This is a genomic window from Geofilum rubicundum JCM 15548, assembly GCF_000974365.1.
GTDB lineage: Bacteria > Bacteroidota > Bacteroidia > Bacteroidales > Marinilabiliaceae > Geofilum > Geofilum rubicundum.
Window position 1 is genome coordinate 66,569 of the sequence record NZ_BAZW01000011.1, and the last position, 25,520, is coordinate 92,088.

The following is a 25,520-nucleotide window of genomic DNA, read 5'->3' on the forward strand; positions in this document are numbered from 1 at the left end:
TTATAAATTATGATGTCCTTTAATTGCACAAAAAAACTTCATGATCAAAGGTTTTGTAGTGATAGTGAGGCGATGGTGTTTTGTTAGTATTAAACAAAATCAGAAAATGTTTTTGACGAAATGCTTACCAGCCAGAAGACGAGGGCGGATTGTTTTGAGGGATGCCTGACATGTGCCCAACCCGGTGCGGGAAAGCTGATTTTTATTCCGGAAAAACGTGAAGGATCAGATCAAAGGTGTTCCAGATTATGTCCCCGTTTTTGCTTGAGCAGTTTGTAGAAGGAGGGCGAGAGGCCGGTGACTTTCTTAAATTGATTGGACAGGTGTGCTACACTGCTATACTGCAGTCTGTAGGATATCTGAGTTAAATTCAGATCATCATAAAGCAGTAGTTCCTTCACCTTTTCAATTCTGTGCATGATGATGTAATGCTGCAGGGTAATGCCTTTTACTTCAGAAAAAATGTTGGACAGGTAGGTGTAATCGTAGCCCAGTTTTTCGCTGATATAATCTGAGAAGTTCACCTTGGGTAGCTCATCGCTGTGATGAATCATTTCGGTCACCACATTTTTTATTCTTTCAATCAGGATGCTCTTCTTGTCATCAAGGAGCTCCAGGCCGGATTCAAGCAAGAGTATTTTAAGTTGGTCGTGTTGTTCGGGCGTTATGTCCTCCAGTATCTCCACCACACCCAAATCAATAACCACGTATTTGATACCTAATTTCTTGAGTTTCTCTTTTTTACCATCAATTTGCATCGAAGGCTAACCATGTATTTAATGAAAAGCTTCATGCTCCCAATCTGTTTTTGAATTGTTCCTGCTATGACAAATTTACATCAAAATCATTGAGATAAATAATTTATAAGACGGGACTGTTTTCCATCCCTTCGAAATGCTCGATTTTAAGTTGACTGCTTTCCTTTTGGATCAGGGAAGGATGGCTGCCTTTTTTATCCGTTTTGATCTGTCGCAGTTCGCTTTGGTGCACATCATCCAGAATAAATGCCGGGCGGCCGTCTGACTGCATCAAACGGACTTCAATATGATCAAAGGTCAGATTTTTGGCATGTCGCACATAGAAGCCATGGGCCGGTAAATCACCGAAATACATGGGGTCGGGATAGCCATCTTCATTTTCAGGGACTTCTGTTTGGGCCTGGGTTTCAGGCGCACCGCCATCAGCCAGCATCCGGATGTTGCTGAAGGTGACACCCTCTACGGGGTGTCCCGGAATGCCCATGACCATGGCGCAATAACGGGGTGGAACACCGGTCATGGTGACGTTGGAAATGAGGATGCGATTGGTTTTGCCGGGTACAATACCTTCCGGTCCTCTAAGTCGTCTGCCCAATCGGATAAAAAAGCCCGAGTCGAGGATGTCCCGCATGGTAATGTTGGTGATGGTAATGTCTTCCATGAATCCGCCGTCCACGGTCTCCAGAGCAAATCCCCGGCAATGATCAAAGGTGATGTTGCTGATGGTAATGTTTTTAAAGCCGCCGTTGGATTCGGTACCCAATTTGATGCGACCGGTCACTGCTCCTTTGTCGGGCGCCGCTTTTTGCGTGGTTTGGAAGGTGCCATTCAGCATGGTTCCCAAATCATAGCCCGAAACGTGACAGTTGTTAATGACCACATTTTCAGTGGCACGTGCATAGCCAAGTCCATAGCTGCTTTTGAGCACAATGGCATCGTCGTTGGGGGTGTTGATTTGACAGTTGGAAATGCGTACGTTCCGACAGGCATCAATGTTGATGCCATCCCGGTTGGAGTCTATCTTTACATTGTCAATGGTGAAATTGTCCACCCCTGTGGGTAAAATGCCAAAATGCCCGCCACGGAAGATGGTGATGTCCTTGATCGTGATATTTCTACATTCTTTCAAAGCAATGGCTTTATTCCCCAAACCCGGGGTTCGCCGACCGTGTTTGACCAGTCCGTGCCCGTCAATGCGGCCGTAGCCTTCTATTACAATGTTTTCCAGACCAATGCCCCAAATGAGGCTGTTTTTCCAGTGACTGTGGCCAAAATCCTGGTATTCCAGTGAGTCGCCCCACACATTTGGTTCGGCAGGGTCGTAGCCCTGGCCGGGGTGGTTGTCCGGACTGGCAGCCAGAAGGGTAGCGCCCATGTCGAGATGCAGTCGGATGTTACTTTTAAGACGAATGGAGAAGGAGGGATATATTCCTGGTGGAAAGTAGATGGTTCCGCCACCTTTTTCGGAAGCGGCTTCAATGGCAGAATTAATGGCCTGGGTATCCAGCGTCTTTCCGTCTCCCTGAGCCCCATAGTCTTTTATGTTATGCCATTCGCCGGCCCATGCCGGCGATTGCAGAGAAATAAGGAGGGACAGGGTAAACAGGAATTTGAAATAATTCATGGAAGTCGTGTGTTTTTGTTGAAGGGCCAATCACCCGGGAATCTTTTTGCGTAACAACAAATTTAGTGTTTTTTGATTGATTTAAAATAAGAAGGGGCCGCGAATCGTTATTCGCAGTCCCTTCTACCTTAACCCTAACCCAAAAATCAATATGTTTTTATATTTCCATCACCACATTCAGACTTAACGCAATATCAAGGGTGGTGGTTGTTTTGCTTTCTACTTCTACATTTTCTATGGTTTCGATGACCTCCACTTCACCTTCTTCGGTGGTGCGAACGACGACTAAATCATAGGATCCTTCTGCCAGAAAGGCGATGTGGTAGTAGTCATCAACATCCACGACATCACTGCTCACGGCATTGGGGAAACGCGGCATTTCTTCTTCCGGCTCTGCGGCTTCGTCTTCGGTATAGCTGCCTTCTGCATAGGCATATACCACATAATTGGCTTCGTCTTCAATGCCCGAGAGGTGACCTTCAATGCTTCCGGCCTGGTTGTCAACCACCAGTCGAATGACCGGCTTAAGGATGTAGCGGTCGTTCATGCCGGTTTTTACAATCGACTTGCGAACATCAAAGTCGGCTGTGACATAGGCTTCTCCGTTTACGGGTATGCTAAAGGCTCCAACGGCTTTGAAACCCGACTGGCTACCTGAGGGTACAAATAAGGGGGAGGTGGATCCATCGTCGAATTCGATGTAAGCACCTGAAGTTGTGGGGGCTCCTTGTCCGTATTCCGTAGCGTCCAGCATGAATCTTAGCTGACTGTAATGACCGGCGTTCAATTCAAAATTCCCCAGCATCTCAAATTCCCCACGGGTCAGTGCCAGTAAATCATAGGTTGCTGGTCCTTCAAAATCTTCAATGGTGACCCAGCCATCGGCGGAAGAATGGTATTGCAGCCCCACAACGGTAATATATACACCGGAAATGCCATCCGTATCGATGGGGGCATCCGTAATGGCCAGATTGAGTGTGCCTTTTCCTTTTTCACTTTCTTCACACGCGGTGAAGGCAATTAAGGTAAATGCCATGAGCATTATTCCAAAGATATTTTTCATAGTACTGTTTTTTTATGATTAACTGAATCCGGGTAAATAAACTTTACCCGGATATTTAGTTTTAACGGTGTGTTTATTGTCGGTTACTTTCCGCCCTTTGAACGGTTTTCAGTCCGGGCACGCTGGGCATTGCCTGCTGATTCCCCGGATCTTTCGGGACGGGCATTTTTTCTGTTTTCCATGCGGGCATTTTCCTGGCGCATGGATTGTGAGCGGGTACGGGCTGCTTCGCTGCGCTCTAAACCACGACTGCGTTTCTGAAGGGCTTCTTCTTTACGGGCATTTTTGCGTTCTGTACGTTCCAGTCTTTTTTGCTCACGTTTTTGCAAGGCATCTTCGGCAGGAACGCCATCATGGACGCGTTCTTGCGCCTGTAGGGCTTCACGGGTTCTTGTTTGCTCGGGCTCCTGTGCTATGGCACCTGCACTGACCAGTACGAGGGCTGCCAAAAATAATTTTGTTTTCATTTTTTTTCTTTTAGTTGATGTTTACATCTAAAAGGGTTAAACACCCGATTCTGATTGTTTGATGATTCAAAGATGCGACCCTGAACATGAATAAATGGTGAAGTTTTTAACAATAGGTCGTTAGATTATTAGGTCGTTAGGTATTAGCAAGTCCTTAATTATAAGTCAATTACGCATACAGGCGGCAGGATCATAACTGCTTGTAAATTAAGCAAATAAAAAAGTTTAACGAACTATTGATTAAGGAAGGTTGTTTTTTTTTCGAAATCAGATTTTTTTGCGGATGCAGATAAAAAAAGAGAGCCGGCGTAACCGGCTCTCTGGGAGAATAGTGCTTTTGTTTAAGCGGAAAGAAATGTTAGACGCGCTTGCTTTTAAAAAGAATTATTTCGCAAACAGTTGTTGATGATGGGTGAAAACCTAATGGCTTTCTGCTATTTCATTTTCCGTACTAAAGGACGGCGCTAGCAGTCCGGCACTGTTGAACAGACTGGCTTCACTGCCATTTTTGTAGGCATAGCGGGCATTCACAGGTTCGGATACCTGGGGAGAACTCAGGATGAGGGTGTCACCCTTGATCTCTGTCTGAGCCGGATGGAAAACCCCGTCTTCCTCGGCTATTTCAAACTGGTTGGGTACCTCTTCGTTGATAATTAGGGCATCCTCCGTATGTCTGAACGACAGGTGGAGGGCATTGCCTTGTGTTTCTTTTTCTGCCGGAACAGGGCCCGAGAAGGGCACCTCCATCTGATAATCATGGGCCAGTGCCCATAAAGCTAACCTTTCACCTACATCGGTTTTATTGGCCGGATGTATGTTGTCCACATTACCAATGTCCAAAGTTGAAATCATGCCCGTGTTGGGCAAATCCATCATGCGGCGCTGGGCTTCACGCAGGTGGGCCGATGCATGACCATCTAAATCGTTGTAGTGCCAGGGTGCCAATTGCACATAATAGAAGGAAAGATCAGGGTTTTCGAACTGGTTGCGCCAGTCGGTCACCAACATGGATTTCAGTCGCATGTACTGATGGGCCCGGCCAACGTTGGATTCGCCCTGGTACCAGATGGCGCCTTTCAAGGTATAGGGGGTTAAGGGGGCTATCATGGCATTGTAAAGCACAGATGGCGTGTGAGCGGTCAGGGCCAGCGACAAAGAGGGACGGTCAGCAAAGTCATTGTCTTCGGGATTTAAGAGGTAAAGTCGGTTGCCTCTTAATTCACCTACCACCATGTAGGGCCAATCGCCTGCCAGATGAATGGCTGCTTCCGGCTGATTTTCCGGCGCAATTGTCAGGTCCTCCGACTGCCCGCCGAAACCGCCACCCCCCTGGGTGTCAATCACTCTTACAGCAATGACGGCTCTGCCGGCATTGACCCATTCAGAGGCAATGGTGTAGCGACGCTCCATTTGCCAAAAGCCGTCTTCTTCGGTGGCGCCCACCTGTATGCCATTGAAGTAGGTCACATCCCGATCGTCAATGGGACCCAAATTTAAAACCAAATTCCGGCCTTCCCATTCGGCAGGAATTTTTACTTCCCGGCGCAGCCAGACAGCGCCGTCAAATGCTCCTATCTCGCTTTCTTCGAAGGTGCCGGGGATCGACATAACGGGCCATTCCTCGGTAGAGGTGGATGGATTGGTGCAGTATTCGTCAAAAATATCGATGCCAATTAAGGGGTCCTTATTGTCCTTTATAGAGATTAGGGTGCTTTCGTGTTGATTGAGCCACTCGTTGTACAGCTCTGCCTGTGGACCCAATTCTTTGATTTGTTCGATAATGCTGCTGTAATCTTTATCTATGGCGAGCATTTGGCCGCTGACCCACGCTTCTGCCGGCGTTCCGCCCCAGCTGCTGTGAATGATGCCTATGGGAACGTTCAGCTCCCGGTGGAGTTTTCGGGCAAAGAAATAGGCGGTGGCGCTAAAGCGGCCGGAAGTCTCCGGGGAGGCCATCTGCCAGTTGCCCGTTACATCCTCCAGTGGCAGGGCACTGGTGTTGCGGACCACTGTAAACATCCGGATGTCCGGATTCTCAGAGGCGTTTATGGTGGCTTCTGAATCCATGATCAAATCATTGGGCGGCCAGCCGGTCAGGGGCATTTCCATGTTCGATTGTCCCGACCCCAACCACACTTCGCCCAGCAATACGTTGTTGATGGTGATGGACGACTGGCGGGCCGAAACGGTCAGGACATACGGACCACCTGCTTTAGCAGTGGTCAGGTTGAGCAGCCAGGTGCTGTCATCAGCTGCGGTAGCAGATGCGCTGGCGCCCCAGTCGCCACTCACCGTCACCTCGGTGCCCGGAGAGGCCTTGCCCCAAATGGCGGCTTGGCTGTTTTGCTGCAGTACCATGTTGTCTGTAAACAGGGCAGGCAGACTTAATTGCGCATCTTTGGCGCAAGCGCTCAAAAGAAGGGTGGTCATGACCAGGAGGGCTGTTTTGATGAAGTTCGATAATTGCATTGTGCTGAATTTATAGGATTGTTGATAGAAATAAGCCGTTATTTCGTTTCTTGAACAGAAACAAATGCTATATTGTCCGGGTGCTGATTTTTTAACCCACGTAAATTTAAGAAATATTATCTTTCGGAATTGATATTATTTATGCAATGATGCGTACAGAATTATTAAATAGGTCGCCCAGGAGCGAAAAAATTGATTTGTCGGTGGTCATTGTTACCTACAATTGCCGGTCGTTTGTGCAGTTGTGTTTGTACAGTTTATTGTGGCAGACGGATGAGCGTCTGGAAGTGATTGTGGTGGACAATGACAGTCAAGATGATACGGTTCAGTCAATCAAGGAGCAGTTTCCGCAGGTGATCCTTATCGCCAACCAAAGCAATGTGGGTTTTGGCACTGCCTGTAATCAGGGCATGCAAATAGCGCGTGGACGTTATTATCTGATGTTGAATCCCGATACTTTTGTGCCCGAGGACCTCTCACAAAGGGTGGTGACTTTTATGGATGCCCACCAAACGTGCGGAGCCATGGGCGTTCATATGTGCGACGGTACGGGGCGCTTTTTGCCGGAATCAAAAAGAGGATTGCCCACCTTGTTTCGCTCCTTTTGCCGGTTTTCCGGCTTGTCCACGCTGTTCCCTGCCTCCAAAACATGGGCCGGCTATTACATGGGGCATCTGCCGGTGGAAGAGACCGCTCCGGTTGAAATTCTTTCCGGGGCTTTTATGGTGCTTTCCAGAGCCGCCATTGAAAAGGTGGGCGGTTTTGATGAGACGTTTTTTATGTATGGGGAGGACATTGACCTGTCCTGGCGCATTCATCAGGCTGGTTTCACCAATTATTATGTGTCGGACATTAAGATTGTGCATTTTAAAGGAGAAAGTACAGCGAAGGACCAGCGTTATGTGAAGATGTTTTATGGGGCCATGGAACTGTTTTATAAAAAACATTTTGGCGCGCGCCAAAATGGGGTGCAGCGACTTTTGGTCCAATGGATGATTGCTACCCTCGGTCTGTTATCCTCCTTGCGCCGGCTATTACCGTCTCCTCAGGTGGTAGCTCCTGCCTATCCGCTGCAGGGCGATTATGTCGTTTTGGCGGGCGACCAATGGTCCTCTTCCTGCGTTGCTGATACCCTGATTTCCGGAAAGGGAAAAGTGTTGTCAGATGCTGCTTTAAAGGATGCTGTATCTGCAGAAACCTGCCTTCTGGATGTTTCCTCATGCCGTCCGTCAAAAATTCTTGATTTTGTGCGAATAAAAGGTTTTTTTTGTAAAAGGCTGTTGTGGTTGGCTCCCGGACGAAAAATGGTTTTTCATCCGGTTTCTTCTTCTAACAGAACCGTTATTACCAAACTTGATTAGCCCGATGAAGGTCGTTTTGTGAGATGATGTGATAATAGTCAGTTTGCCGAATGTGTTAATTGTTTGATTTGGGTTTTTGATATTCATTAGAAGCTATTTGATTATGCGGACTATTTTTACTGTTTTTTTGTTACTGAGCTTTTTTGCTTTGGATGGCTTTTCTCAACGTCGTGCATTGCGAACGGCCGAGTCACATATCGACAACAATCGTTTCACACAGGCCATTAGTGTGCTGCAACCCTTATTGGTGGGTGAGGATGTGAACAGGGAAGCCTATCTTTTATCGGGCATTGCTTATTTGAGTGTGCCCGGTGGTTCTGAAAGGGCTCTGGAGTTATTTGATATCGCCATTGAGCATTATCCACTGGAGGACAAACCCTCACGAAGAGCTCTCGAGGCACGGTTTTACAAGGCACAGGCCTTGCACCTGGATTACCGTTTCGAGGAGGCCCTCGGCTTACATACCGAGCTTTTGGAAGTGATTCCTTCATCGGAGGGTGACCTGATTGAGGCCGTGAATCGGGAAATTGCCTATGGAGAGCAAGCGCTCTATATGGTTCAGAATCCGGTCCCCTTTGAGATTCAAACGATGGGCAGGGCTTTCAATTCTTCACACGACGATCATAGTCCGGTAGTGGCTCTGGATGAATCGACCATTTACTTTACCTCAAACCGCCCCCTGAGTGAAACCGAAAGAGAGGAGGGGCAGTATTTTGAAAATATTTATGTTTCCTATTGGCGGGATGGGGCGTGGACAGCTGCCACCCCTTTGGAACTGCCCGGAAATTACTATGGTAACCGGGCCACTGTTAGCTTAAGTCCCGATGGCAATTCCCTTTTCTTTTTTCAAAACGATGGCGCCATTGGGAATCTTTATGAAAGTCGACTGGAGTTTGGCGAATGGACAGAGCCCATTCCCTTTCCTCCGCCAATTAATTCGGGTTATAATGAAAGTCATGCCAGTCTGAGCCTCGATGGCGAGCGCATTTACTTCACCAGTGACCGGCCAGGTGGCTATGGGGGAAAGGATTTGTATGTGTCTCATCTTTTGCCCGATGGCTTTTGGGGTGAACCGCTGAATCTGGGGCCTGAAATCAATACCCCGCTGAACGAGGAGAGTCCTTTCTTGCATCCCGATGGTCGCACCCTCTATTTCTCTTCAGAGGGACATGCTTCCATGGGTGGTTATGATATTTTTTCCAGCATTTTGGACGATGTGGACGGGGAGTGGAGTGAACCCACTAATTTGGGCTACCCCATTAATACACCGGATGACGATATCTTTTTCATGCCTACACCGGACGGACAAAGGGTGTACTATGCCTCGCGCCAACCCGATGGCTTCGGTTCCACAGACATTTACCTGATTACTTTTCCTTCAGAAGATGACCGATCATTGGCCGTTGTGGCCAGCCACATTTATGATGAAAATAAAATGCCCTACAGCGATGCTGTGGTGCGGATCTACGACCAAGAGAATGAGTTGCTGCAAGGTATTTACCGGCCCAATTCTCTCACCGGTAAGTTTGTAGCGGTATTGCCAGCAGGAAGGAGCTACCGCTTAGAATTACAGACTGAAGGTTATGAGCCTTTTGAGCAAGTTTTCACACTTGAAGTGCGAGATGTTTATGGGACCCGTAATCGTGCCACCTATCTGGAGCCTATTATGTTGAAGAGGGGGGAGTAGGCCAATAGGTTATTTGGTCAATGGGGTAGGAAGGGCAGGAAGGGTTGGTCGGGTATTAGGTCAGGAGGTGAAGCGAAGCGGAATCCGCGAAGCGGGACGAAGCGAAGCGGAATCCCGCAAGGCGGGATCAATAGGTTAATAGGTCAATAGGTTGAGAGGGGGAGAAGGGTTGATTGGGCAGGAAGGGTGAGAGGGGGTGATGGGGAAGGAAGGGAAGAAAGGATCAAGAGGGGGAGAAGGGTAGGAAGGGTGGATGGGGAATAAGGTTGAGAGGGGAGGTTGTTGGTTGGGATGGGTCTGGTGTAGCGATATTATAAGGTATTTTCAAATAAAGTATAAAAGGCAGGTGATGGTTTAAATTTCCATCGCCTGCCTTATTTCTTACTGGTACTGAATTTTTCTTTCCTAAGTTCTAATAAGTACCTGGTGAATTCTACCTAAGTTCTTACTGAACCATAATCTTAAATACTTTGTCGAATGGATTGTTTGAAACCTTTACCAGTTTTAATCCCGGACCGTTCAGGCAGAAGCATCCAAAACAATGGTGCCCATTCCTTTGGCCTGGGTGATTAGACTTCCGGTGCTGGAATATACGGTGACATTACCTTCTGTTTGGTCGTTCATGTCAACAGTCAGTTGGCCATTTGTTTCGTTGAACCATACCTGTACATTAGATGCATCGAAATTAGGAATCTTTGTGGCTGCGGACTTACTGATAGCAATGGTTTCTGATTCGAGATCTACTCTGATGTCATATTTTCCGGCATCTGCGGCATCAATGATCCAGGTATTATCAGTTCCTGATCCGGATAGCGTAACCTGATAATTGGTTAAGCCTAAATCTTGACCTTGTGTTAATGGCATAATCCAATCCCAACCATCATCAAAAGTCTTTATGGTGGCTATTTTAAAACTTCCGGCAACCAAATCTCCTGTCCATGTGAATAGGGCCGGATTCAACTCATCCACTTGCATGTCTGATGCCAAATCCAAACTCCAAGCGCCCGGGGTAGCATCACCGACTAGCGAAAGGTTCGGATAATAGTCAAGTTCAATGATTTGAATAGTGGAAGCATCCAAATCAATGGTGATGGAATAACTTCCAGGTGTGGTGACACTCCACTTATTGTCAGGTCCCTCACAGCCGGTCGTAACAATGTAGTCTGTTGCGGTTAAAGCCTGTCCATCCTCTGTTGCATTAATCCATTCACCTTCACAAAAATCACCATTAAAAGCATGGAATTTAAAACTTCCGGCTTTTAACTCACCTCTATAGGTGAAAATTTGGCCATTTTGATCCAGTTGAAGGCCATTAGCAGCCCAACCTGCTGAAGTAGCATCCCCAACAATGGACATGTAATCGTACTGCGCATGGACTGTTGAAAGAGAAAACAAGCCCAGCAAAAACAAACTAATTAAATGTAGATTTAGTTTCATAATTAAAAGTTTTAAGGATTAAAAAAAACTGTCTTAGGAGAAAATCAATGGCAAGAACGAAGTTCGCTGCCATTGATTTATCAGGTGTAAAATTGATTGGTGAATTGAAATGCTTATTTATGGGTCACAGTAAGCTTAAGGTCTTTGTCAGGCTCAGGTATCGTTATCACACAGGTGTTATTTTCCTTATCCCAATACCATTGTAATTTTTCATTGTCGGATGGCCTTCTCGATTGGCGAATCTTTTTGCCATTTAGTTCGATGCGTTTGGGCTCCTGTGTGTTAATTACTTTTATGTGGTAGTCACGTTGGGTCAATGGATAGCCATTTGTTTCCTGAGCGGAAACTTTTAATTCGGCACCACTATTGTTGAAGCTGTACTGAATAATCCGCTTACCAAATTGATCCCTTTTGTAATTATTTGATTCGCCATCGTCTTCATATAACGAAAATTCCGTTGCCTGATGGCCGTTGTTGGCGGGAAACACCATAAATGTCAGAGGGTAATTGTCCTCTTCGTGGATGTATTGCATCACGGGCATCATGGGGATAATGGATCCCTTTTTGACGAAAATGGGAACGGTTGATAAATCTACGGGATAATCTATCCACTGTCGCCCCCTAAAAATATTTGACGGATCATGAAAATCCACCCATTCACCGGCAGGCAGGTAAACCCGTTTGATAGAGGCATACTGTTCCACGACAGGCGCCACCAGCAACTCACTTCCGAAAAGAAACTGATGTTCCGCTTTTAAGGCTTCCGCATCATCGGGATACTCCAAAATAAGGGCCCGCATAATGGGCAGTCCCGTATCGTAAGCCTCCCTTGAATAACTGTACAAGTACGGAAACAGTTGATATTTTAGCTCAATGGCTTCCTTAACAATTTCCAGGACCTCTTCGCCAAACAACCACGGTTCCACGGCATTGTTGCCTTCGTGATGAATGCGGCTCAGTGGATTAAAGGCGCCAAATTGCAACCATCGGGTGTATAGCTCAGCAAAGCCTGAATAGCTTGAAATGTCCCCGCAATAACCGGAAATATCGGTGGCCCAAAAGGGGATGAGTCCCATACCGGATGAGAGGGCCAGGGGAATCTGACCCGCCAGACTCGACCAGCCGTTTAATATATTACCTCCATTACCTGCATCACCCGACCATCCAAAGGTATAGCGCTGTAAACCGGCATAGGCGGCTCTGGTCATCTGAAAAATCCGGGTGTTGGGATTGTGTTTCTCAAACTGTTCCGTCACAATTCGATCCCATTCCAAGCCATATACATTATGTATTTCATCGTGCATGCCTGCATGGTGCTGCATATTGAGTCGGTCTACATCTTCTTCGTTGCTCCAGGCGGGTTCGCCCATGTCTGTCCAAAAACCTTTAACCCCGTCATTGATGGGCTTTTGCTGGTATTCACCCCACCAGTTGGCCACCTCCGGATGGGTAAAATCAACCACCCCACAATTGCCACCCCATGGCCATGGCATGTCATAACTTTCTCCGGTTCGGATGTCGGTAGCGAAAAAGCCCAATGAGTCGGCTTCAAACCATTGACTTTCGTTGACTTGCGAAATAACGGGGTCCTGGGATACCACGACTTTAAATCCTTTATCCGCCAAGTCGCTCAGCATTTTTCGAGGGTTTTCATAATTGCCCTCTCTCCAGTTAAAGTCCTGCAAATGCTGTGTCCATCCAATATCCTGATAGATGATGTCGCAGGGGATATTTCTGGATCTGTAGCCTTCAGCAATGTCCCTTGTCAGGTCTTCTCTGGTCAGCAAGCCGCGACTTTGAGAGAATCCCAGTGCCCAGTTCGGGGGCATGATGGGCTGTCCGGTTAATTGGGTATAGCGACCAATTATTTGCTTATAGTCGGGTCCGTACATTACGTAGTAAACCATTTCGCCGCCTGGTACCTGAAACGAATAGTAATCCTCCGATTCAGAACCCATTTTAAATTCTGTCTTATAGGTGTTGTCCAAAAAGACACCATAGCCATAACTGCTCAAAAAAAAGGGAATACTCTTATAAAGCGGGTCTTCGTCTGCCGAGTAGCAAGGTTTATCACTGTTCCACATCGTAAAGGACTGGCCTCGTCGGTTGAGTGAGCCTCCCTTTTCTCCCAGTCCCAGGAAAAATTCATCTTTTTTGAGGGTTTTATACACCACTTTGTCCGCTTGCTTTTGCACAAAACCGTTTTCCTGGTAGTCATCGAGCAGCAGGCGCTGATATTTATCGAAAATGCTTAGTCTGAAGGGCCGGGCATTAATTCTAAGAATCAACGTCCCTGTATATATTTCATAGCCTGCGGGGTTTCCTGGATATTCACTTCTTCGATACCCTCAAAGGCTTCATTAACAACCGCGAAGGAGGGGTTTGAGCGCATGAATTCACCCTTTGGATCCATCCAGACTTTGATCACATCGGATCCCAATATCGATAATTTGACCTGAAAGTCGTTTTCGCAGGTGAAAACCACTTCCTTTCCATCGATTTTGTATGCCAGAATATTTCCGGGACGAATGTCTTCTGACCGATCCATACCTGTCCCGGTAGCTCCGGGTAACAGAAACCAAGTAAAACAAACCAACAGCAACAACCTATATAACTTCATAATATTTCGTTTAGTATTCTATCACAATCATGCCCCAATACTTAAGACCTGGCATTTTAAAAGAGGTACTCACTGCGTTTTGGTTAAAGCTAATTTCTTGAGGAACGCCACCATTCAAATCTGGTGAAGCCACCCATATCCTCTTAACCGTACGATCGGTTCTGAATTTCATGCCGGCATCTTCAATCATCGTGGGTTCCGGTTGGTTGCCGTTAAGGTCGCGCCAGTCAAAACTGTTGGCCACCGACAGGTTGATTAAATGGATGACCTGTTTGTTGTCCACCAATTTTCCTACAGATGCCACTTTGCCTGTTTGTGGAGGCCATGCGGCCACATCCATGCGTCCGTTGGTGCAGGAAATATCCACACTTTCTGTGTTGAAAGTTCCACCGTCGCGCAAAAGGTTTTGATAGCCCACCATAAAATCGTAGTAGTTGACCAGTGCCCTTTGCAAGTCCCCTTTCATCTGCAGATTATTGTTGGGAAAATACTCTTTGCCCAGCATGTGCTCACCCAGCTCCAGGTGGGAGCCACCGAAGGCAAACATCACCGCGTCGGTCAGCAAAACCCCCGGCGTATTGAAGTAGCCTGGCCATCGGCTACATTGTAATTCATGTAAGCGGCAAAAACGGTTTTTAAATCGTTTCTGAATGCGTTGTTTTCATGGATGATGCGCTCCAAATCAGTGAATTTTGGGGTGTCACCCCAGACTTCATTGTAAAAGAAATCAATGTCTCCTTGTGCAATTTGTTCCTGCCCGTATTCACTCACCGCATTCATGATGAGCGCTTTCTCAGGATGTTCATTTTTCATGGCATCGATGAACTTCAGGTATTGTTCCGGCAGATTCACAACGTTACCGTTGTAATCGTAAACGGTTTCCCTGTTGCCCAACTGATCAATCTGAAAGCCATCAAAATCAAAGACCTGGTACACATCGTCATTTTGTTGGGCCATATAGTTTAACCAACCGGAATGACCCGGATCGGTCAGGTAGATGTCGCTCCAAAAGTACGGTTTGGGCAAGCCATGGTAATCCTTGTTATTTCTGAACTTGTCCTTAAAAATGTACCATTCCTCTTGTACGCCATCACTGGCACCATCACTCAAAACGCCAAAACAAAGGTTGTAAAAGATGGATTTCATGCCTCTCTCTCGTCCTTCAGCAATGTATTGGTCGATCGTCTGTTTTGAATTGGTGCGGTTGGCTATCTCTTTCCATGTTTCTGCCGGGTTTGCCGGAGTACCTGCCAGCGGTTTGTGGTGTTTGTAGTGCCAGTCCTGGTACTGCACACCGTTGATGTGGTGGCGGTTCAGGTTGTGGATGACTTTTTTAATGGCTTCCTCACTCATTGGTCCATAATGCGATAAAAAGCCATATCTGGGGAATTTTTTCCAGTCGGAAGATACATCCACAGCCATGCTACCCATATAGCTTTCATGGTCTTCCCCTTTTGACACAATTTCCACCATATATCCTCTAAAGTCCTCCTGTGGAGGCGTCCAGGTCCATGTTTTACCGCTTGCCGGAACTTCTTCTATCACATCGCCCAAATAGGAGTATCTGATATAAACGTCACTTCCCAATTCTTTATCTGCCTTAAAAGAAACCTGCTCCCCGGGCATGTATAGCGCCTTGTCCTTTTCTAACTGAACAGCTGTAACAATGTTGGCATCGCACCATTGTTGTTCGTTAAATCGTTGCTGTCGTCGCACGATACAAACAGAGCGGCAAGGAGTGTGATTAACAAAAGTCTCATCATAATCAACGTCTTAAAAGTATCTCTGCAGCTGTTGCATAACAACAGCCGTAGAGATTATTTATGTTCAATATTTACTGCTTAACAATACGCACCGTTTCTTTTAATTGATCCAGGGTGATGGTATAGGTTCCGGCCGACTGGATGTTCCATTTCATGTCCACATCCATATAATCGGCATATTCGGGTGCTGATTTGTCGGTGAAAAGCATATCTTCTACCTCACCTGTTGGCACTCTGTCTGCCTCAACCGGCATAAACCATGCCCCATTCCAATCACTTTGCTTGTCGCATGAAAATTTTAATTCGCCGGCGGTAATTGCTCCTGTCCATGAAAATACATACGGATTTTCCGAATCTAAGGTCATGGGGCTTGCATTGCCTAAATCCCAGCCACCGGGTGCTGCACTTCCGACAAGGTACATGTTTTCATAAGGCGTAAACACGCTCATGACCATTTTTTCCTCACCTTCTGTGATGTCCAGGTACAGTTTGTAGGGCTTATTCGATTCGGCTTCACTTAACAACACTTGTGATCGCCTTCGCCATTCTGCATGACCTCTGAATGTGTATAGGGTGCATTCGCAATGGTGGGATGGTACATGTCGTCCCAGCTTCCCGAAGCAGTCCCGAACTTAAATTCGCCTCCTCCGGTCCATTCCATTACATCTCCAAATCGGAATAGGAAGGGATTGATCACATCCTGCTTCATGGCAACATGACTCCATCCGGTGAAGGATCCGACAAAATAGATGTGGTCATATTTTGGTCCCGCCATGCCATCGGTTTCTTCAATGGAATAGGTCAGGTCAATAATGTTGACCGTAATGCGGTAAAATGCACTCGCAGGTACGGTGAATGGCTCATCCGGATCCTCGTCACTTTCGCGTAAATACAAAGCCTCAGATGTGCCAGACATGGTTTTGTTGTAGGAGGGTAAAAATTCGCCCAGACTGGTAATGAATTTAAAGGAGCCTGGGTTGCGTAACTCGCCGGTCCATACAAACCCACCTGCTTCGCCACTTATGGCGGTCATTTTGGTGGCCGCACCGGCATCCCAGCCATTAGGGGTGGCATCGCCTACCAGATAAAGCGTCTTGCTTACCGGGCGATAGGGGGTCACCACTATTTTGATGGGGTCACTTAGCTGTGGTTCTACCGTCTCATTCAAGACTTCCGCCACAATGCTTACTTCTATGGTGGCATCTTCATCAATTGGCAGGGCCAATTCTTCCAGCATTAGCCTGGTCAGCTGCTCATTGGTGTAGCTCAAGGAATAGACGCCTTTACCCATATATTCCACAATGCCTCCCTGAAAGGCGTTGCCTTCCACATCCATGCGAAAAGTGTACTCAATGGCGGCGCCGGTTCCCATGTTCGACCCACTGGTCCATTCAAAGGTAATGGCTCTGGCATCTGGTGCTTTTACGTCCAGATCAAGGGTGTCTGCGCTGGCCGAAACGGTCAAAACATCGTATCCTTTATTTAGTTCCATATGGTCTTCGGTACATGAGGTAAAGCCCATGCCTGTCAAAAGTGCCACTATCCAACTATATATCTTAATTGTTCTCATAACTGGTCATTCTTTAGTTCCTGGTTTGGATTAATACCCTTTGTTTTGTGTCATTTGAGGATTGTCATCAATTTCCTCCTGCGGAATGGGAAAGAGCAATCTGTCCCTGGTCACGTTTTGCTTGCCGATTGATTTGAAGAAATTAACAGCATAGGCCCCATCCTGAATCCGCACCAGGTCGAACCAGCGATGGCCCTCAAACGCCAATTCCATCCTTCTTTCATGAATGATTAGCTCCCTCATCTGATCCTGGGTCTGATCTTCTATTGGAGCAAGGCCTGCTCTGTCGCGAACCATATTTAAGGGCTCTTCAGCTTCGTTGGTGCGTCCCAGTTCATTCAATGCCTCCGCCTTCATCAGAAGCACATCCGCATACCTGTATACCACAAAGTTGGCGGGGTTGGTATTGTACTCATACGAAACGCTGAATGGTGCAAGGAATTTTCGGACATTGTAGCCTGTTCCGCTCCACGAAGGGTCATAATCTTTGCCATCAAAGGATGGTCCGCCTTCATAAAAAATGGTTATGTCTTTGCGCAAATCACCTTCTTCATAAGCATCCACAAATTCCTGGGTGGGTTGATTCCAACCCCAGCCACCGGCTACCAGACCGGAGTTTCGGGGTCCCATGAAGGTGCTTAGCCATGAGGAACGGTTAGCGTTGCCCCAGAAATCTTCGCTGGGATCTCCGTCGTATTGCACTTCAAATAATGACTCCGGATTGTTGTCAATGCGCGCATCAAAATTGTCGGCATAATTGTACAGAGCTAAATCATACCCTAAGGCTGTTACGGAATCACACAGGTTTATGACGCTGGTGTAGAAATCTCCCTGCAGAATATTGGTAGACGCCAGTGTTAGTTTAATTTTTGCCATCATAGCCAGCGCGGCATCTTTACTGGCACGACCTAAATCGCTATTGCCATATTCGCTTTTTGCCGGCAGAAGTTCAATGGCCGCTTGTGTGTCTTTGAGTATTTGACGATAGACCTCCTCCTGAGGTTTTCTTTTCTGACTTAAGTCACTGCCCGGCAGTGCAGGGGTTAGGGACAAGGGAACATCCCCGAATACCCGTACCAAAATAAAGTTGTAATGGGCTCTTAAAAAGTAGGCTTCACCTAACAAGCGATTTTTTAAAGCCTCATCAATGTCCAGCTGCGGGATTTCTTGCAATACGAGGTTGCAACGCAGGATTCCCGGATTGGGTCCCCGCCAAATATCTACGGCAGCTGCGTTGGCCGAAGAGGCCGTGAAATTGGCCAAATCGGAGGTCTCTATACCATCTGTTCCGCCGTTGGCACCCACCACACTATTGCCTGCCATTATATCGGTGGTCCACATGCGCATGTTGTATAGCTTGGGCCATTGTAGTGGCTGGTAGGCGGCATTTACCATGGCAACGGCATCGGCTTCGGTTAAAGTACCATCGGTACTTACCTTGTCCATCGGTGCCTTCTCCAGAAAGTCTTCACAGGAAGTGAAAGTGAGCAAAAGGGCTAAAGTCAGTGTTGCGAAAAAAGTTATATTTTTCATAGGAATATTTATTAGAAGTTCAGGTTTAAACCAATACTGTATGTCCGTGTGAGCGGGTATGCACCATAATCAATACCATTGATACCAACTTCGGGATCAATGCCTGAATAACCGGTGATGGTTGCCAGATTCTGAGCGGACAGGTAGATTCTTGCCTCACCTATGTCAAAGCGGTTTAACAATTCTTTCGGAATGGAATAGCCCAGCGAAACATTCTTTAATCTCAGATAGCTTCCGTCCTCAATGTATCTGTTGGATGCTCTGGTGTTTTTATTTGGGTCATCGTAGATGGCTCTTGGCATGGAGGTGTTCGTATGGCCGGGTGTCCAGCGATTTAAAACAGCTGTGCTCTGGTTCTCAGAAACCTTCATGCCTTCCAGGGTCATTCGGTTGGCATTGTAGATATCATTGCCGGCATGCCCATGCAAAAATATTTCCAGGTCGAACCCCTTCCAGGCTAAACGGTTGTTCATGGAGTAAATAATGGAAGGGTTCGGATTTCCAATGTAAGTGCGGTCCTGGTCATTGATGATGCCGTCGTTGTTCAAATCTTTAAAGCGAATGTCGCCCGGCGCCGTTCCGCCAACAATTTGAACAGCGGAATTGCTAACCTCCTGAGGGTTTTGAAAAATGCCATCTACCACAAATCCGTAAAATGAATTCATGGGGTGATTGACCGATTGAATGGAAATATTGGAATTCTCAATGGAATTCTGATACATGGGTGAATCGCTGTTCAAATCAACGATCTCGTTTTTATTTAAAGTCGTATTCACGGAAGTTGTCCAATCGAACGCGCCTCTCAATATGTGGGTGGTCAAACTCAATTCAACACCTTTGTTCGACATTTGTCCGGCATTGATGTTGGGCACATCATGGTCTGAATACCCTGTAGAAATGGGCACCGCCATCGGCACCAACATGTTATTGGTGTTTTTTACGTAGCCGTCCAAGCTAAGCATGAGTCGTTGGTTAAACATGGTCAGGTCAACGCCAACGTTCATTTGCTCAACTTCTTCCCACATAATGCCTGGGTTGGGCATCCTGTTGGCCACCAGTGTAGATACCGGGTTGCCATTGAACATATAGGTTCCCATGTCATAGATGGCAGCAAACTCGTAATTGCCGATGTTTTGGTTCCCGGTTACACCGTAACCCACACGTGCTTTAAGGTCGTTTAGCAAGTAGAAATCAGGAAACCAGCTCTCTTCACTGATTCTCCATGCTCCCGAGAAAGAAGGAAACAATCCCCATTTGTTGTTTTCGCCAAATCGAGAGGATCCATCGCGGCGGACAGTTGCGGTCACTAAATATTTGTTGGCAAAGGTATAGTTGATACGACCGATGTATGAAAGCAAAGACCACTCACTGGCATTTCCATTCAGACTTTGAATCTTAAGTCCGTTGTCCAGTTGGTTGTTTTCATCCCTTAAAAATGTATTGACAGATCCACTCATAAAATCGAACTGATTGGTCTGCGCACTGATGCCACCCATCGCATTCACGGTATGATTGCCAAAGCTTTGATCGTAAGTGAAATAATTGTCCCACAAATAAGTTAAGCTTTTATTGGCACTTTGGTGCTTAAAAGAAGTCTCCACAGCAATTGGTTTCCAGGCATATGCAGGGGAAAAACTGCTTCCATACCAGCTTTTAAAATCAATACCACCCAGGGTTTTGAATTTTAGTCCTTTAAAAAGAGATATCTCGGCTGAGATATTTCCCAGAACGTTATAGCCTTTGGTTTCCTGCGTGTTTTTTTCTGTTGTGCCAATAGGGTTGCGGATACCTCCTACCCATTCAACCGGACCTTCCGGTCCGCTCCATGAGCCGTCGTCGAAGTAGAGCGATTGGGTAGGTAATGCGCGCATGGTGGCCATTATGTCGTAGTCGCCTTGACTTTTGATGTCGTGACTAACGGTGAGTTGGTTCGAAAATTTGATCCATTCTTTTACCTGGGCATCTTTATTGAACTGAAAAGTGTACCTGCGGAACTTTGTGTTGCGCACCAGTCCCTCCTGATCAAAGACGCTCCCGGATACATAATAAGTGCTGTTGTCTGAACCGCCGGAATAGCTTAAGGAATAGTTTTGCATGGGTGCCAAATCAATTAATTCGCCCATCCAGTCGGTTCCCTTGCCCAAAGCAGTAGGGTCGGTCCAGTCGGGATTGGTCGTCATGCCGGCATTTTGAAGCATGTCATTGTTCAATTGGGCATACTGAGTCGCATTCAACAGGGTAGGCATGCCAATGGCTTCCTGAACGCTGAAGTTACTGCTGAAGGAGATCTGGCTTTCACCTTTCGTTCCCCTTTTAGTGGTAATCATTACAACTCCGTTAGCACCCCGTGCGCCATAGATGGCTGTGGCAGATGCATCCTTTAGAACATCCACCGTTTCAATGTCGTTGGGATTGAGGGCATTCAAACCTAAATCGGTAGGTACCCCGTCAATAACCACTAGAGGATTACTGTCGTTGATGGTGCCCAGACCCCTGATCTTCATCGTTACATTATCACCCGGCTTGCCGGTATTGACTACTTGAAGACCAGAAGCTCTACCCTGAAGGCTTCGCCAATACTGGATACCGGTGCAGAAGTTAAATCTCCCGAAGATACGGAGGAGACCGCCCCCGTCAGGTCGCTTTTCTTCATGGTACCATAACCTATCACAACCACTTCCTCCATGTTAAATATGGTACTTTCCAAAACGATGTCTACCCGCCCCGATGACGGAACAGTTGCTTCCAGGATTTCATAGCCGATAAAAGAAAATACCAGCACATCGCCGGTATTGGCCATGATTGAATAGGATCCGTCGATATCACTCACTGTTCCCAGCGTGGTTCCTTTGACCGATATCGACACGCCCGGTATCTTATCACCGTTTGTCCGGTCGGTTATTTGGCCGGTAACATTAATTTGTTGACTTTCTGCCATGGAAGCAAAAAGAAGTCCCATAACTAATAGGGCGATTTTTAGGTAATTATTTATTCTCTGCATGGCACATTAAAAATAATGGTTAACAATAAGTAAAATGTTCTGTCTGAAAAGGATGTCTTTTAGCCTGTTTTATTCATGTCTTTTCGTCAGTTAACACTTCTTCATTCGTCGAGTTTTTTTTGTCAAATTTCTCATGGCGATTTTCTTTAGATTCGGAAACAAACATTAACACATCAAAAGTACGTCTCCTGTTCGCTGTGGAGAAATTTATATTAAAAATTCAAGATTGCATTATGTGTTAAAAGATTAAAATATAGAATGATAGGGTGTTGTTGGTGAGTGAAAAATACAGATGCCGTTCAGGAAAAATCCATACCGGAATGGCTTTTTTTTCGCTATTTCCTGGTATAAACCATATCTTGGGTCGACTATATTGGTTAGATATTTGTTAATTTTGTCATAGAAAGTAAAGATGCATGTATAGGATAAGACCCATGAGTGCCTTTTTTGTTTCAATAGCCATCCTTACTATGGGGGCTTTTCTTTTTAATGGTTGTCATGACAAATCATCCAGTCAAAAAGAGCTTTTTGATCAGTTGAATGAGTTGATCAGGCAGGATGTTGAAGCCATTGGTGAAAAGGAAAGTGCTATCAGAACCTTTCATTTACCAATGAATAGGGCCCTTGAAACAGGAAACCAGGACAGTATCCTCAAGGCTTATTTAAATTTGGCTAAGGTTTATGAACATTACATTTACGATAGTGCCTTTCATTATTATCGACAGGTGCTGGATCTCAGTGCGCAACAACACCGTGATTCTGTTTATGCTTATTCTAAATTCCGATTAGGGCGCTTGTTGTCCTCGGTTGGCTTATACTCTGAAGCCATTGATTCACTTAGGACCATTGATTTATCGCTACTGGATTCTTTTTACATCGTTAAATATTACGAACAACTTACCTATACGTATTATGATCTTGCCGATTTTCAGGATGATAATTTCTTTGCCCCCGGAAACCGAAAAATTGCCTCAGCCTATGTTGATTCTACCATTCAGGTTGGCCCTCCAAATTCTGGTGAAGTTTTAGGTGTCAAAGCATTCCGGTTTCTGGCTACTCAGCAAGTGGACTCAGCAGAAATTTACTATCAACGTATTCTGAATACTCCAAAAATGGAGTCCGCGCATCAGGCAATGGCCCATGCTGTTCTGGGATTTATTCATTTAAATGATGCGAGAAATGAATCCGGTCAGGATCACCTTATAAAATCGGCCATCATCGATTATGAAATGGGCATCAAAGGTGGTATTTCACTTATTGTCCTTGCCGACCATTTATACAAAACTGGTCAAAACGACATTGCTTATCAATACATCAAAAAGGCGCGCAGTGATGCCGACATTTTTGGATCGAGAATGCGTCGTTTGCATGCTTCTGATGTTTATGCTAAAATTGAGCAGGATGTGCTGTTTTCTGAAGTGAAGAAAAAACAGGTGCTCACCAAATATTTGGTGGGTATAACTTTGTTAATCATTGCACTGACTTTTTTTTCCATTGTGTTGTTCCGTCAGATCTTTAGCATGAAAAAAATCCAGTCAATAATAAGACGAAACTATGTGGAAACGAAATCTGTCAATATTCAATTACAGGAATCCAATAAAATTAAGGAACGTTATATCGGGTATTTCTTACGGATGAATGCCAAATATATTGAGAAGCTGGTTAGTATTGTTACCTCCATTAACAAATTGATAATCAGTAAAAATACTGACAAAATTGAATCCTTGCTGAATAATATTAAACCCAAGGAAGAGCGGGACCATTTACTTAAAAGTTTCGATCAGATTTTTTTAAGCATTTTTCCAAATTTTATTTCTGACATTAAAAATTTATTGCGTCCGGAAGAGGAGTTATTTATAAAAAAGGGGCATCTATTGAACAATGAATTACGGGTTTTTGCCTTAATAAGAATTGGTGTTGACGAGAGCGAAAGTATTGCAGAAATTCTCAATATTTCCGTAAATACCGTTTATTCCTATAAAGCCAAATTTAAGAATAAGACGAATCTCAGCAGCGATGATATTGATGACAAAATCATGCAAATCCGTGCGGGTACCGGACAATGATTCTTTGAATGAATGATTAATTTTTGGGTGTATGATACAAAACGATGAAGTTTTATTGCGCGCGGTAGAGCCGGGTGATGTGGATTTGCTATATGATTGGGAAAATCGTATGGAGCTTTGGCCGGTGAGTAATACTTTGGCGCCCTTCAGCAAAGCCAGTTGGTCAGGTATGTGAAGAATGCAGCACTGGATGTGTTTCAGACGAGGCAGTTGCGCTTAATGATTGATGCACACAAGGTGCACGAGGTACCTGTAACGGTGGGGATGATTGATCTGTTTGATTTCGATCCATTTCATAACCGGGCAGGGTTGGGTATTATGGTGAACCAGGAATGGCGGGGCAGGGGTGTAGCGGCTTCCGCGTTAAAACTTTTTATGTCCTATGCCTTCAGTACCCTGGGACTTCACCAGCTGTACTGTCATATTTCTGAATCCAATACGGCCAGTATTAAATTGTTCGAGTCGGCCGGTTTCACTCTGGTCGGTGTGAAACAGGAGTGGCTAAAGACCAGCAAGGGTTATGAAGATGAATTAATGTTTCAATGTTTCAGACCGTCTTCCCGTTGATGGTTTCAAAATCTGGCATCTGACCTATTACCTGATGGTTTTGCCCGGTTTTGTCGAGCAAAATACAATAATTGTCCATGCCATTGGTCACCACTAAGTAATCCACTTGCAGGGGGATGTTGTACCTGGCCGCCTGCGCCAGGGTCGTGTTATTCACTGGTACTTCCGGTGCTTTGCATTCAACAATCAAGGCGGGTTTTCCTTGTCGGTTATAGAGAACGATATCCGCCCGCTGCCGGAGTCCGTTCACCACCACCATTCGTTCAACAGCCATCAATGAGGCCGGGTATTTGGCCGCCAGCATGAAATGAATGAAATGTTGTCGTACCCATTCTTCGGGTGTGAGCACAACAAATTTCTTACGGATGATGTCGAAAATATGTTTTTTCCCTTTTTCTTCTTTGACCCTTGCGTCGAAAGGAGGCAATTTGAGTGCTTGCATTGGTTGGTTATTTGGCGCAAATTACTATAAAATCATTAAAATCCTCTATCTTAGTCTATCGGCTTTTAGGCAGTCGGCCGCCGAAAATGCTTTGCCTTGTCCATTCCAAAGCGAGATCGTAAAAGCGCTTTGTTTAAATTCAAAGATAACATATGAAGACAAAACAAGAAATAGTTGAAGATTGGTTGCCCAGATACACAGGACGACCGCTCGATCAGTTCGATGATTATATTTTATTGACCAATTTTGGACATTATGTAGAATTGTTTTCTAAATGGAATGATGCCCCCATATTTGGGGAAGGACATAATATGCCAATTGCAGTGCCAAAGGCATTACCATCATTAATTTTGGTATGGGGAGTCCCAATGCGGCGACCATCATGGATCTTTTAAGTGCCATTAATCCTAAGGCGGTTTTGTTTTTGGGTAAGTGCGGGGGTTTGAAGAATATCAATAAGTTGGGCGATTTGATCTTGCCCATTGCCGCCATTCGAAGTGATGGTACTTCCAACGATTATTTACCTCCGGAAGTGCCGGCATTACCGGCTTTTAGTCTGCAACGAGCTGTATCTACCTCTATCAGAGATTCGGGAAGGGACTATTTTACAGGAACCGTTTTTACCACCAATAAAAGGGTGTGGGAGTATGATGAGCGTTTCAAAAAGTACCTGAGTAAAACCCGGGCCATGGCCATTGATATGGAAACGGCGACTATTTTTACGGTGGGTTTTGCCAACTCTATTCCCACAGGCGCTTTGTTACTGGTTTCTGACCAACCCATGATTTCGACCGGAATCAAAACAGCCGAAAGTGATAAGAAAGTCACGAAGGAGTTTGTGGAGAATCATATTCGGGTGGGGGTCAATGCGCTGGAAGAGATTATTCACAATGGGAAATCGGTGAAGCATTTGAAGTTTGATAATTGAGAGGGTGAGAAGGGTAAGAGAGGGTGAGAAGGGTAGGTAGGGTTGATGGGGATTAGGTCAAGAGGTCAATAGGTTGTTAGGTCGTTAGGTCAGGAGGTGGAGCGAAGCGGAATCGGCGGGACGAAGTGAAGCGGGATCAAGAGGGTGAGAAGCGTGAGAAGGGG

At 45.8% G+C, this 25,520-nt stretch carries 22 protein-coding genes; 6 read left to right on the plus strand and 16 right to left on the minus strand.

What is annotated here, in order from left to right; all coding sequences use genetic code 11:
• Positions 1-230: 230 nt before the first annotated feature.
• The 5 genes from JCM15548_RS07910 to JCM15548_RS07930 all read right to left on the minus strand — a co-directional run bounded on the left by JCM15548_RS07910 (position 231) and on the right by JCM15548_RS07930 (position 6,381).
• Positions 231-758, minus strand: coding sequence for a helix-turn-helix domain-containing protein (locus JCM15548_RS07910; RefSeq protein WP_157482527.1), 528 nt, complete (start codon positions 756-758; stop codon positions 231-233).
• A 103-nt stretch (positions 759-861) separates the two neighbouring features.
• Positions 862-2,382: a rhamnogalacturonidase gene (locus JCM15548_RS07915; protein WP_083985034.1), complete on the minus strand. Its 1,521-nt coding sequence runs from the start codon at positions 2,380-2,382 to the stop codon at positions 862-864.
• A 157-nt stretch (positions 2,383-2,539) separates the two neighbouring features.
• A complete protein-coding gene (locus JCM15548_RS07920; RefSeq protein ID WP_062124118.1) occupies positions 2,540-3,445 on the minus strand; it encodes a DUF4382 domain-containing protein in 906 nt (301 codons plus the stop codon).
• An 83-nt stretch (positions 3,446-3,528) separates the two neighbouring features.
• The gene (locus JCM15548_RS07925) at positions 3,529-3,912 is read right to left on the minus strand and encodes a hypothetical protein (RefSeq protein ID WP_062124121.1); all 384 of its coding nucleotides are present in this window, start codon (positions 3,910-3,912) and stop codon (positions 3,529-3,531) included.
• 420 nt (positions 3,913-4,332) lie between these two features.
• A complete protein-coding gene (locus JCM15548_RS07930) occupies positions 4,333-6,381 on the minus strand; it encodes a sialate O-acetylesterase (RefSeq protein WP_062124123.1) in 2,049 nt (682 codons plus the stop codon).
• A gap of 146 nt (positions 6,382-6,527) precedes the next feature.
• Between JCM15548_RS07930 and JCM15548_RS07935 the strand changes: the two genes are divergently transcribed.
• Together JCM15548_RS07935 and JCM15548_RS07940 are read left to right on the plus strand one after the other, a co-directional pair.
• On the plus strand, positions 6,528-7,742 hold the full coding sequence (locus JCM15548_RS07935; RefSeq protein ID WP_062124125.1) for a glycosyltransferase family 2 protein: 1,215 nt from the start codon (positions 6,528-6,530) through the stop codon (positions 7,740-7,742).
• Positions 7,743-7,845: 103 nt separating this feature from the next.
• Positions 7,846-9,429 carry a PD40 domain-containing protein gene (locus JCM15548_RS07940; RefSeq protein WP_062124127.1) on the plus strand — a complete coding sequence of 528 codons (1,584 nt, stop codon included), beginning with the start codon at positions 7,846-7,848 and terminating at the stop codon, positions 9,427-9,429.
• 519 nt (positions 9,430-9,948) lie between these two features.
• Here the strand turns inward: JCM15548_RS07940 and JCM15548_RS07945 are convergent.
• From JCM15548_RS07945 to JCM15548_RS23365, 10 genes are all read right to left on the minus strand, one after another.
• Positions 9,949-10,866, minus strand: a complete 918-nt coding sequence (locus tag JCM15548_RS07945; RefSeq protein WP_062124129.1) for a SusF/SusE family carbohydrate-binding protein — start codon at positions 10,864-10,866, stop codon at positions 9,949-9,951.
• Positions 10,867-10,979: 113 nt separating this feature from the next.
• Positions 10,980-13,154, minus strand: a complete 2,175-nt coding sequence (locus JCM15548_RS07950; RefSeq protein ID WP_227625576.1) for a glycoside hydrolase family 31 protein — start codon at positions 13,152-13,154, stop codon at positions 10,980-10,982.
• Positions 13,151-13,486 carry an alpha-glucosidase domain-containing protein gene (locus JCM15548_RS23360; protein WP_227625577.1) on the minus strand — a complete coding sequence of 112 codons (336 nt, stop codon included), beginning with the start codon at positions 13,484-13,486 and terminating at the stop codon, positions 13,151-13,153. Before JCM15548_RS23360 ends, JCM15548_RS07950 begins: the two co-directional genes overlap by 4 nt.
• Positions 13,487-13,496: 10 nt before the next feature.
• On the minus strand, positions 13,497-14,051 hold the full coding sequence (locus JCM15548_RS25210; protein ID WP_262486938.1) for a glycoside hydrolase family 66 protein: 555 nt from the start codon (positions 14,049-14,051) through the stop codon (positions 13,497-13,499).
• Positions 14,045-15,202 (minus strand): glycoside hydrolase family 66 protein, encoded by a 1,158-nt coding sequence (locus tag JCM15548_RS25215; protein ID WP_262486939.1) that lies wholly within the window; start codon positions 15,200-15,202, stop codon positions 14,045-14,047. Before JCM15548_RS25215 ends, JCM15548_RS25210 begins: the two co-directional genes overlap by 7 nt.
• Before the next feature lie 118 nt (positions 15,203-15,320).
• Positions 15,321-15,776 carry a SusF/SusE family carbohydrate-binding protein gene (locus tag JCM15548_RS07960; RefSeq protein ID WP_062124130.1) on the minus strand — a complete coding sequence of 152 codons (456 nt, stop codon included), beginning with the start codon at positions 15,774-15,776 and terminating at the stop codon, positions 15,321-15,323.
• Positions 15,767-16,819 carry a SusE domain-containing protein gene (locus JCM15548_RS07965; protein WP_062124134.1) on the minus strand — a complete coding sequence of 351 codons (1,053 nt, stop codon included), beginning with the start codon at positions 16,817-16,819 and terminating at the stop codon, positions 15,767-15,769. The genes JCM15548_RS07960 and JCM15548_RS07965 overlap by 10 nt, the downstream gene beginning before the upstream one ends.
• Before the next feature lie 30 nt (positions 16,820-16,849).
• Complete coding sequence (locus JCM15548_RS07970; protein WP_062124136.1) at positions 16,850-18,352, minus strand: RagB/SusD family nutrient uptake outer membrane protein; 1,503 nt, start codon at positions 18,350-18,352, stop codon at positions 16,850-16,852.
• Between the two features lie 11 nt (positions 18,353-18,363).
• On the minus strand, positions 18,364-20,967 hold the full coding sequence (locus tag JCM15548_RS07975; protein ID WP_369403683.1) for a SusC/RagA family TonB-linked outer membrane protein: 2,604 nt from the start codon (positions 20,965-20,967) through the stop codon (positions 18,364-18,366).
• Entirely contained in the window at positions 20,889-21,311 is a 423-nt protein-coding gene (locus JCM15548_RS23365) for a carboxypeptidase-like regulatory domain-containing protein (RefSeq protein WP_227625578.1), read from the minus strand. The genes JCM15548_RS07975 and JCM15548_RS23365 overlap by 79 nt, the downstream gene beginning before the upstream one ends.
• Positions 21,312-21,769: 458 nt before the next feature.
• On the opposite strand from JCM15548_RS23365, the gene JCM15548_RS07980 reads away from it, so the two are divergent.
• The 3 genes from JCM15548_RS07980 to JCM15548_RS07985 are packed head-to-tail and all read left to right on the plus strand — an operon-like array spanning position 21,770 to position 23,986.
• Complete coding sequence (locus JCM15548_RS07980) at positions 21,770-23,419, plus strand: SusR-related protein (RefSeq protein WP_157482530.1); 1,650 nt, start codon at positions 21,770-21,772, stop codon at positions 23,417-23,419.
• 31 nt (positions 23,420-23,450) lie between these two features.
• Positions 23,451-23,594: a hypothetical protein gene (locus tag JCM15548_RS23370; RefSeq protein WP_227625579.1), complete on the plus strand. Its 144-nt coding sequence runs from the start codon at positions 23,451-23,453 to the stop codon at positions 23,592-23,594.
• The gene (locus JCM15548_RS07985) at positions 23,591-23,986 is read left to right on the plus strand and encodes a GNAT family N-acetyltransferase (RefSeq protein WP_227625580.1); all 396 of its coding nucleotides are present in this window, start codon (positions 23,591-23,593) and stop codon (positions 23,984-23,986) included. The genes JCM15548_RS23370 and JCM15548_RS07985 overlap by 4 nt, the downstream gene beginning before the upstream one ends.
• Here JCM15548_RS07985 and JCM15548_RS07990 read toward each other — a convergent pair.
• On the minus strand, positions 23,967-24,428 hold the full coding sequence (locus tag JCM15548_RS07990; RefSeq protein WP_062124146.1) for a type I restriction enzyme HsdR N-terminal domain-containing protein: 462 nt from the start codon (positions 24,426-24,428) through the stop codon (positions 23,967-23,969). The two genes, JCM15548_RS07985 and JCM15548_RS07990, sit on opposite strands and share 20 nt — an antisense overlap.
• Before the next feature lie 355 nt (positions 24,429-24,783).
• Between JCM15548_RS07990 and JCM15548_RS07995 the strand changes: the two genes are divergently transcribed.
• On the plus strand, positions 24,784-25,356 hold the full coding sequence (locus JCM15548_RS07995; RefSeq protein ID WP_262486940.1) for an AMP nucleosidase: 573 nt from the start codon (positions 24,784-24,786) through the stop codon (positions 25,354-25,356).
• Positions 25,357-25,520 lie beyond the last annotated feature (164 nt).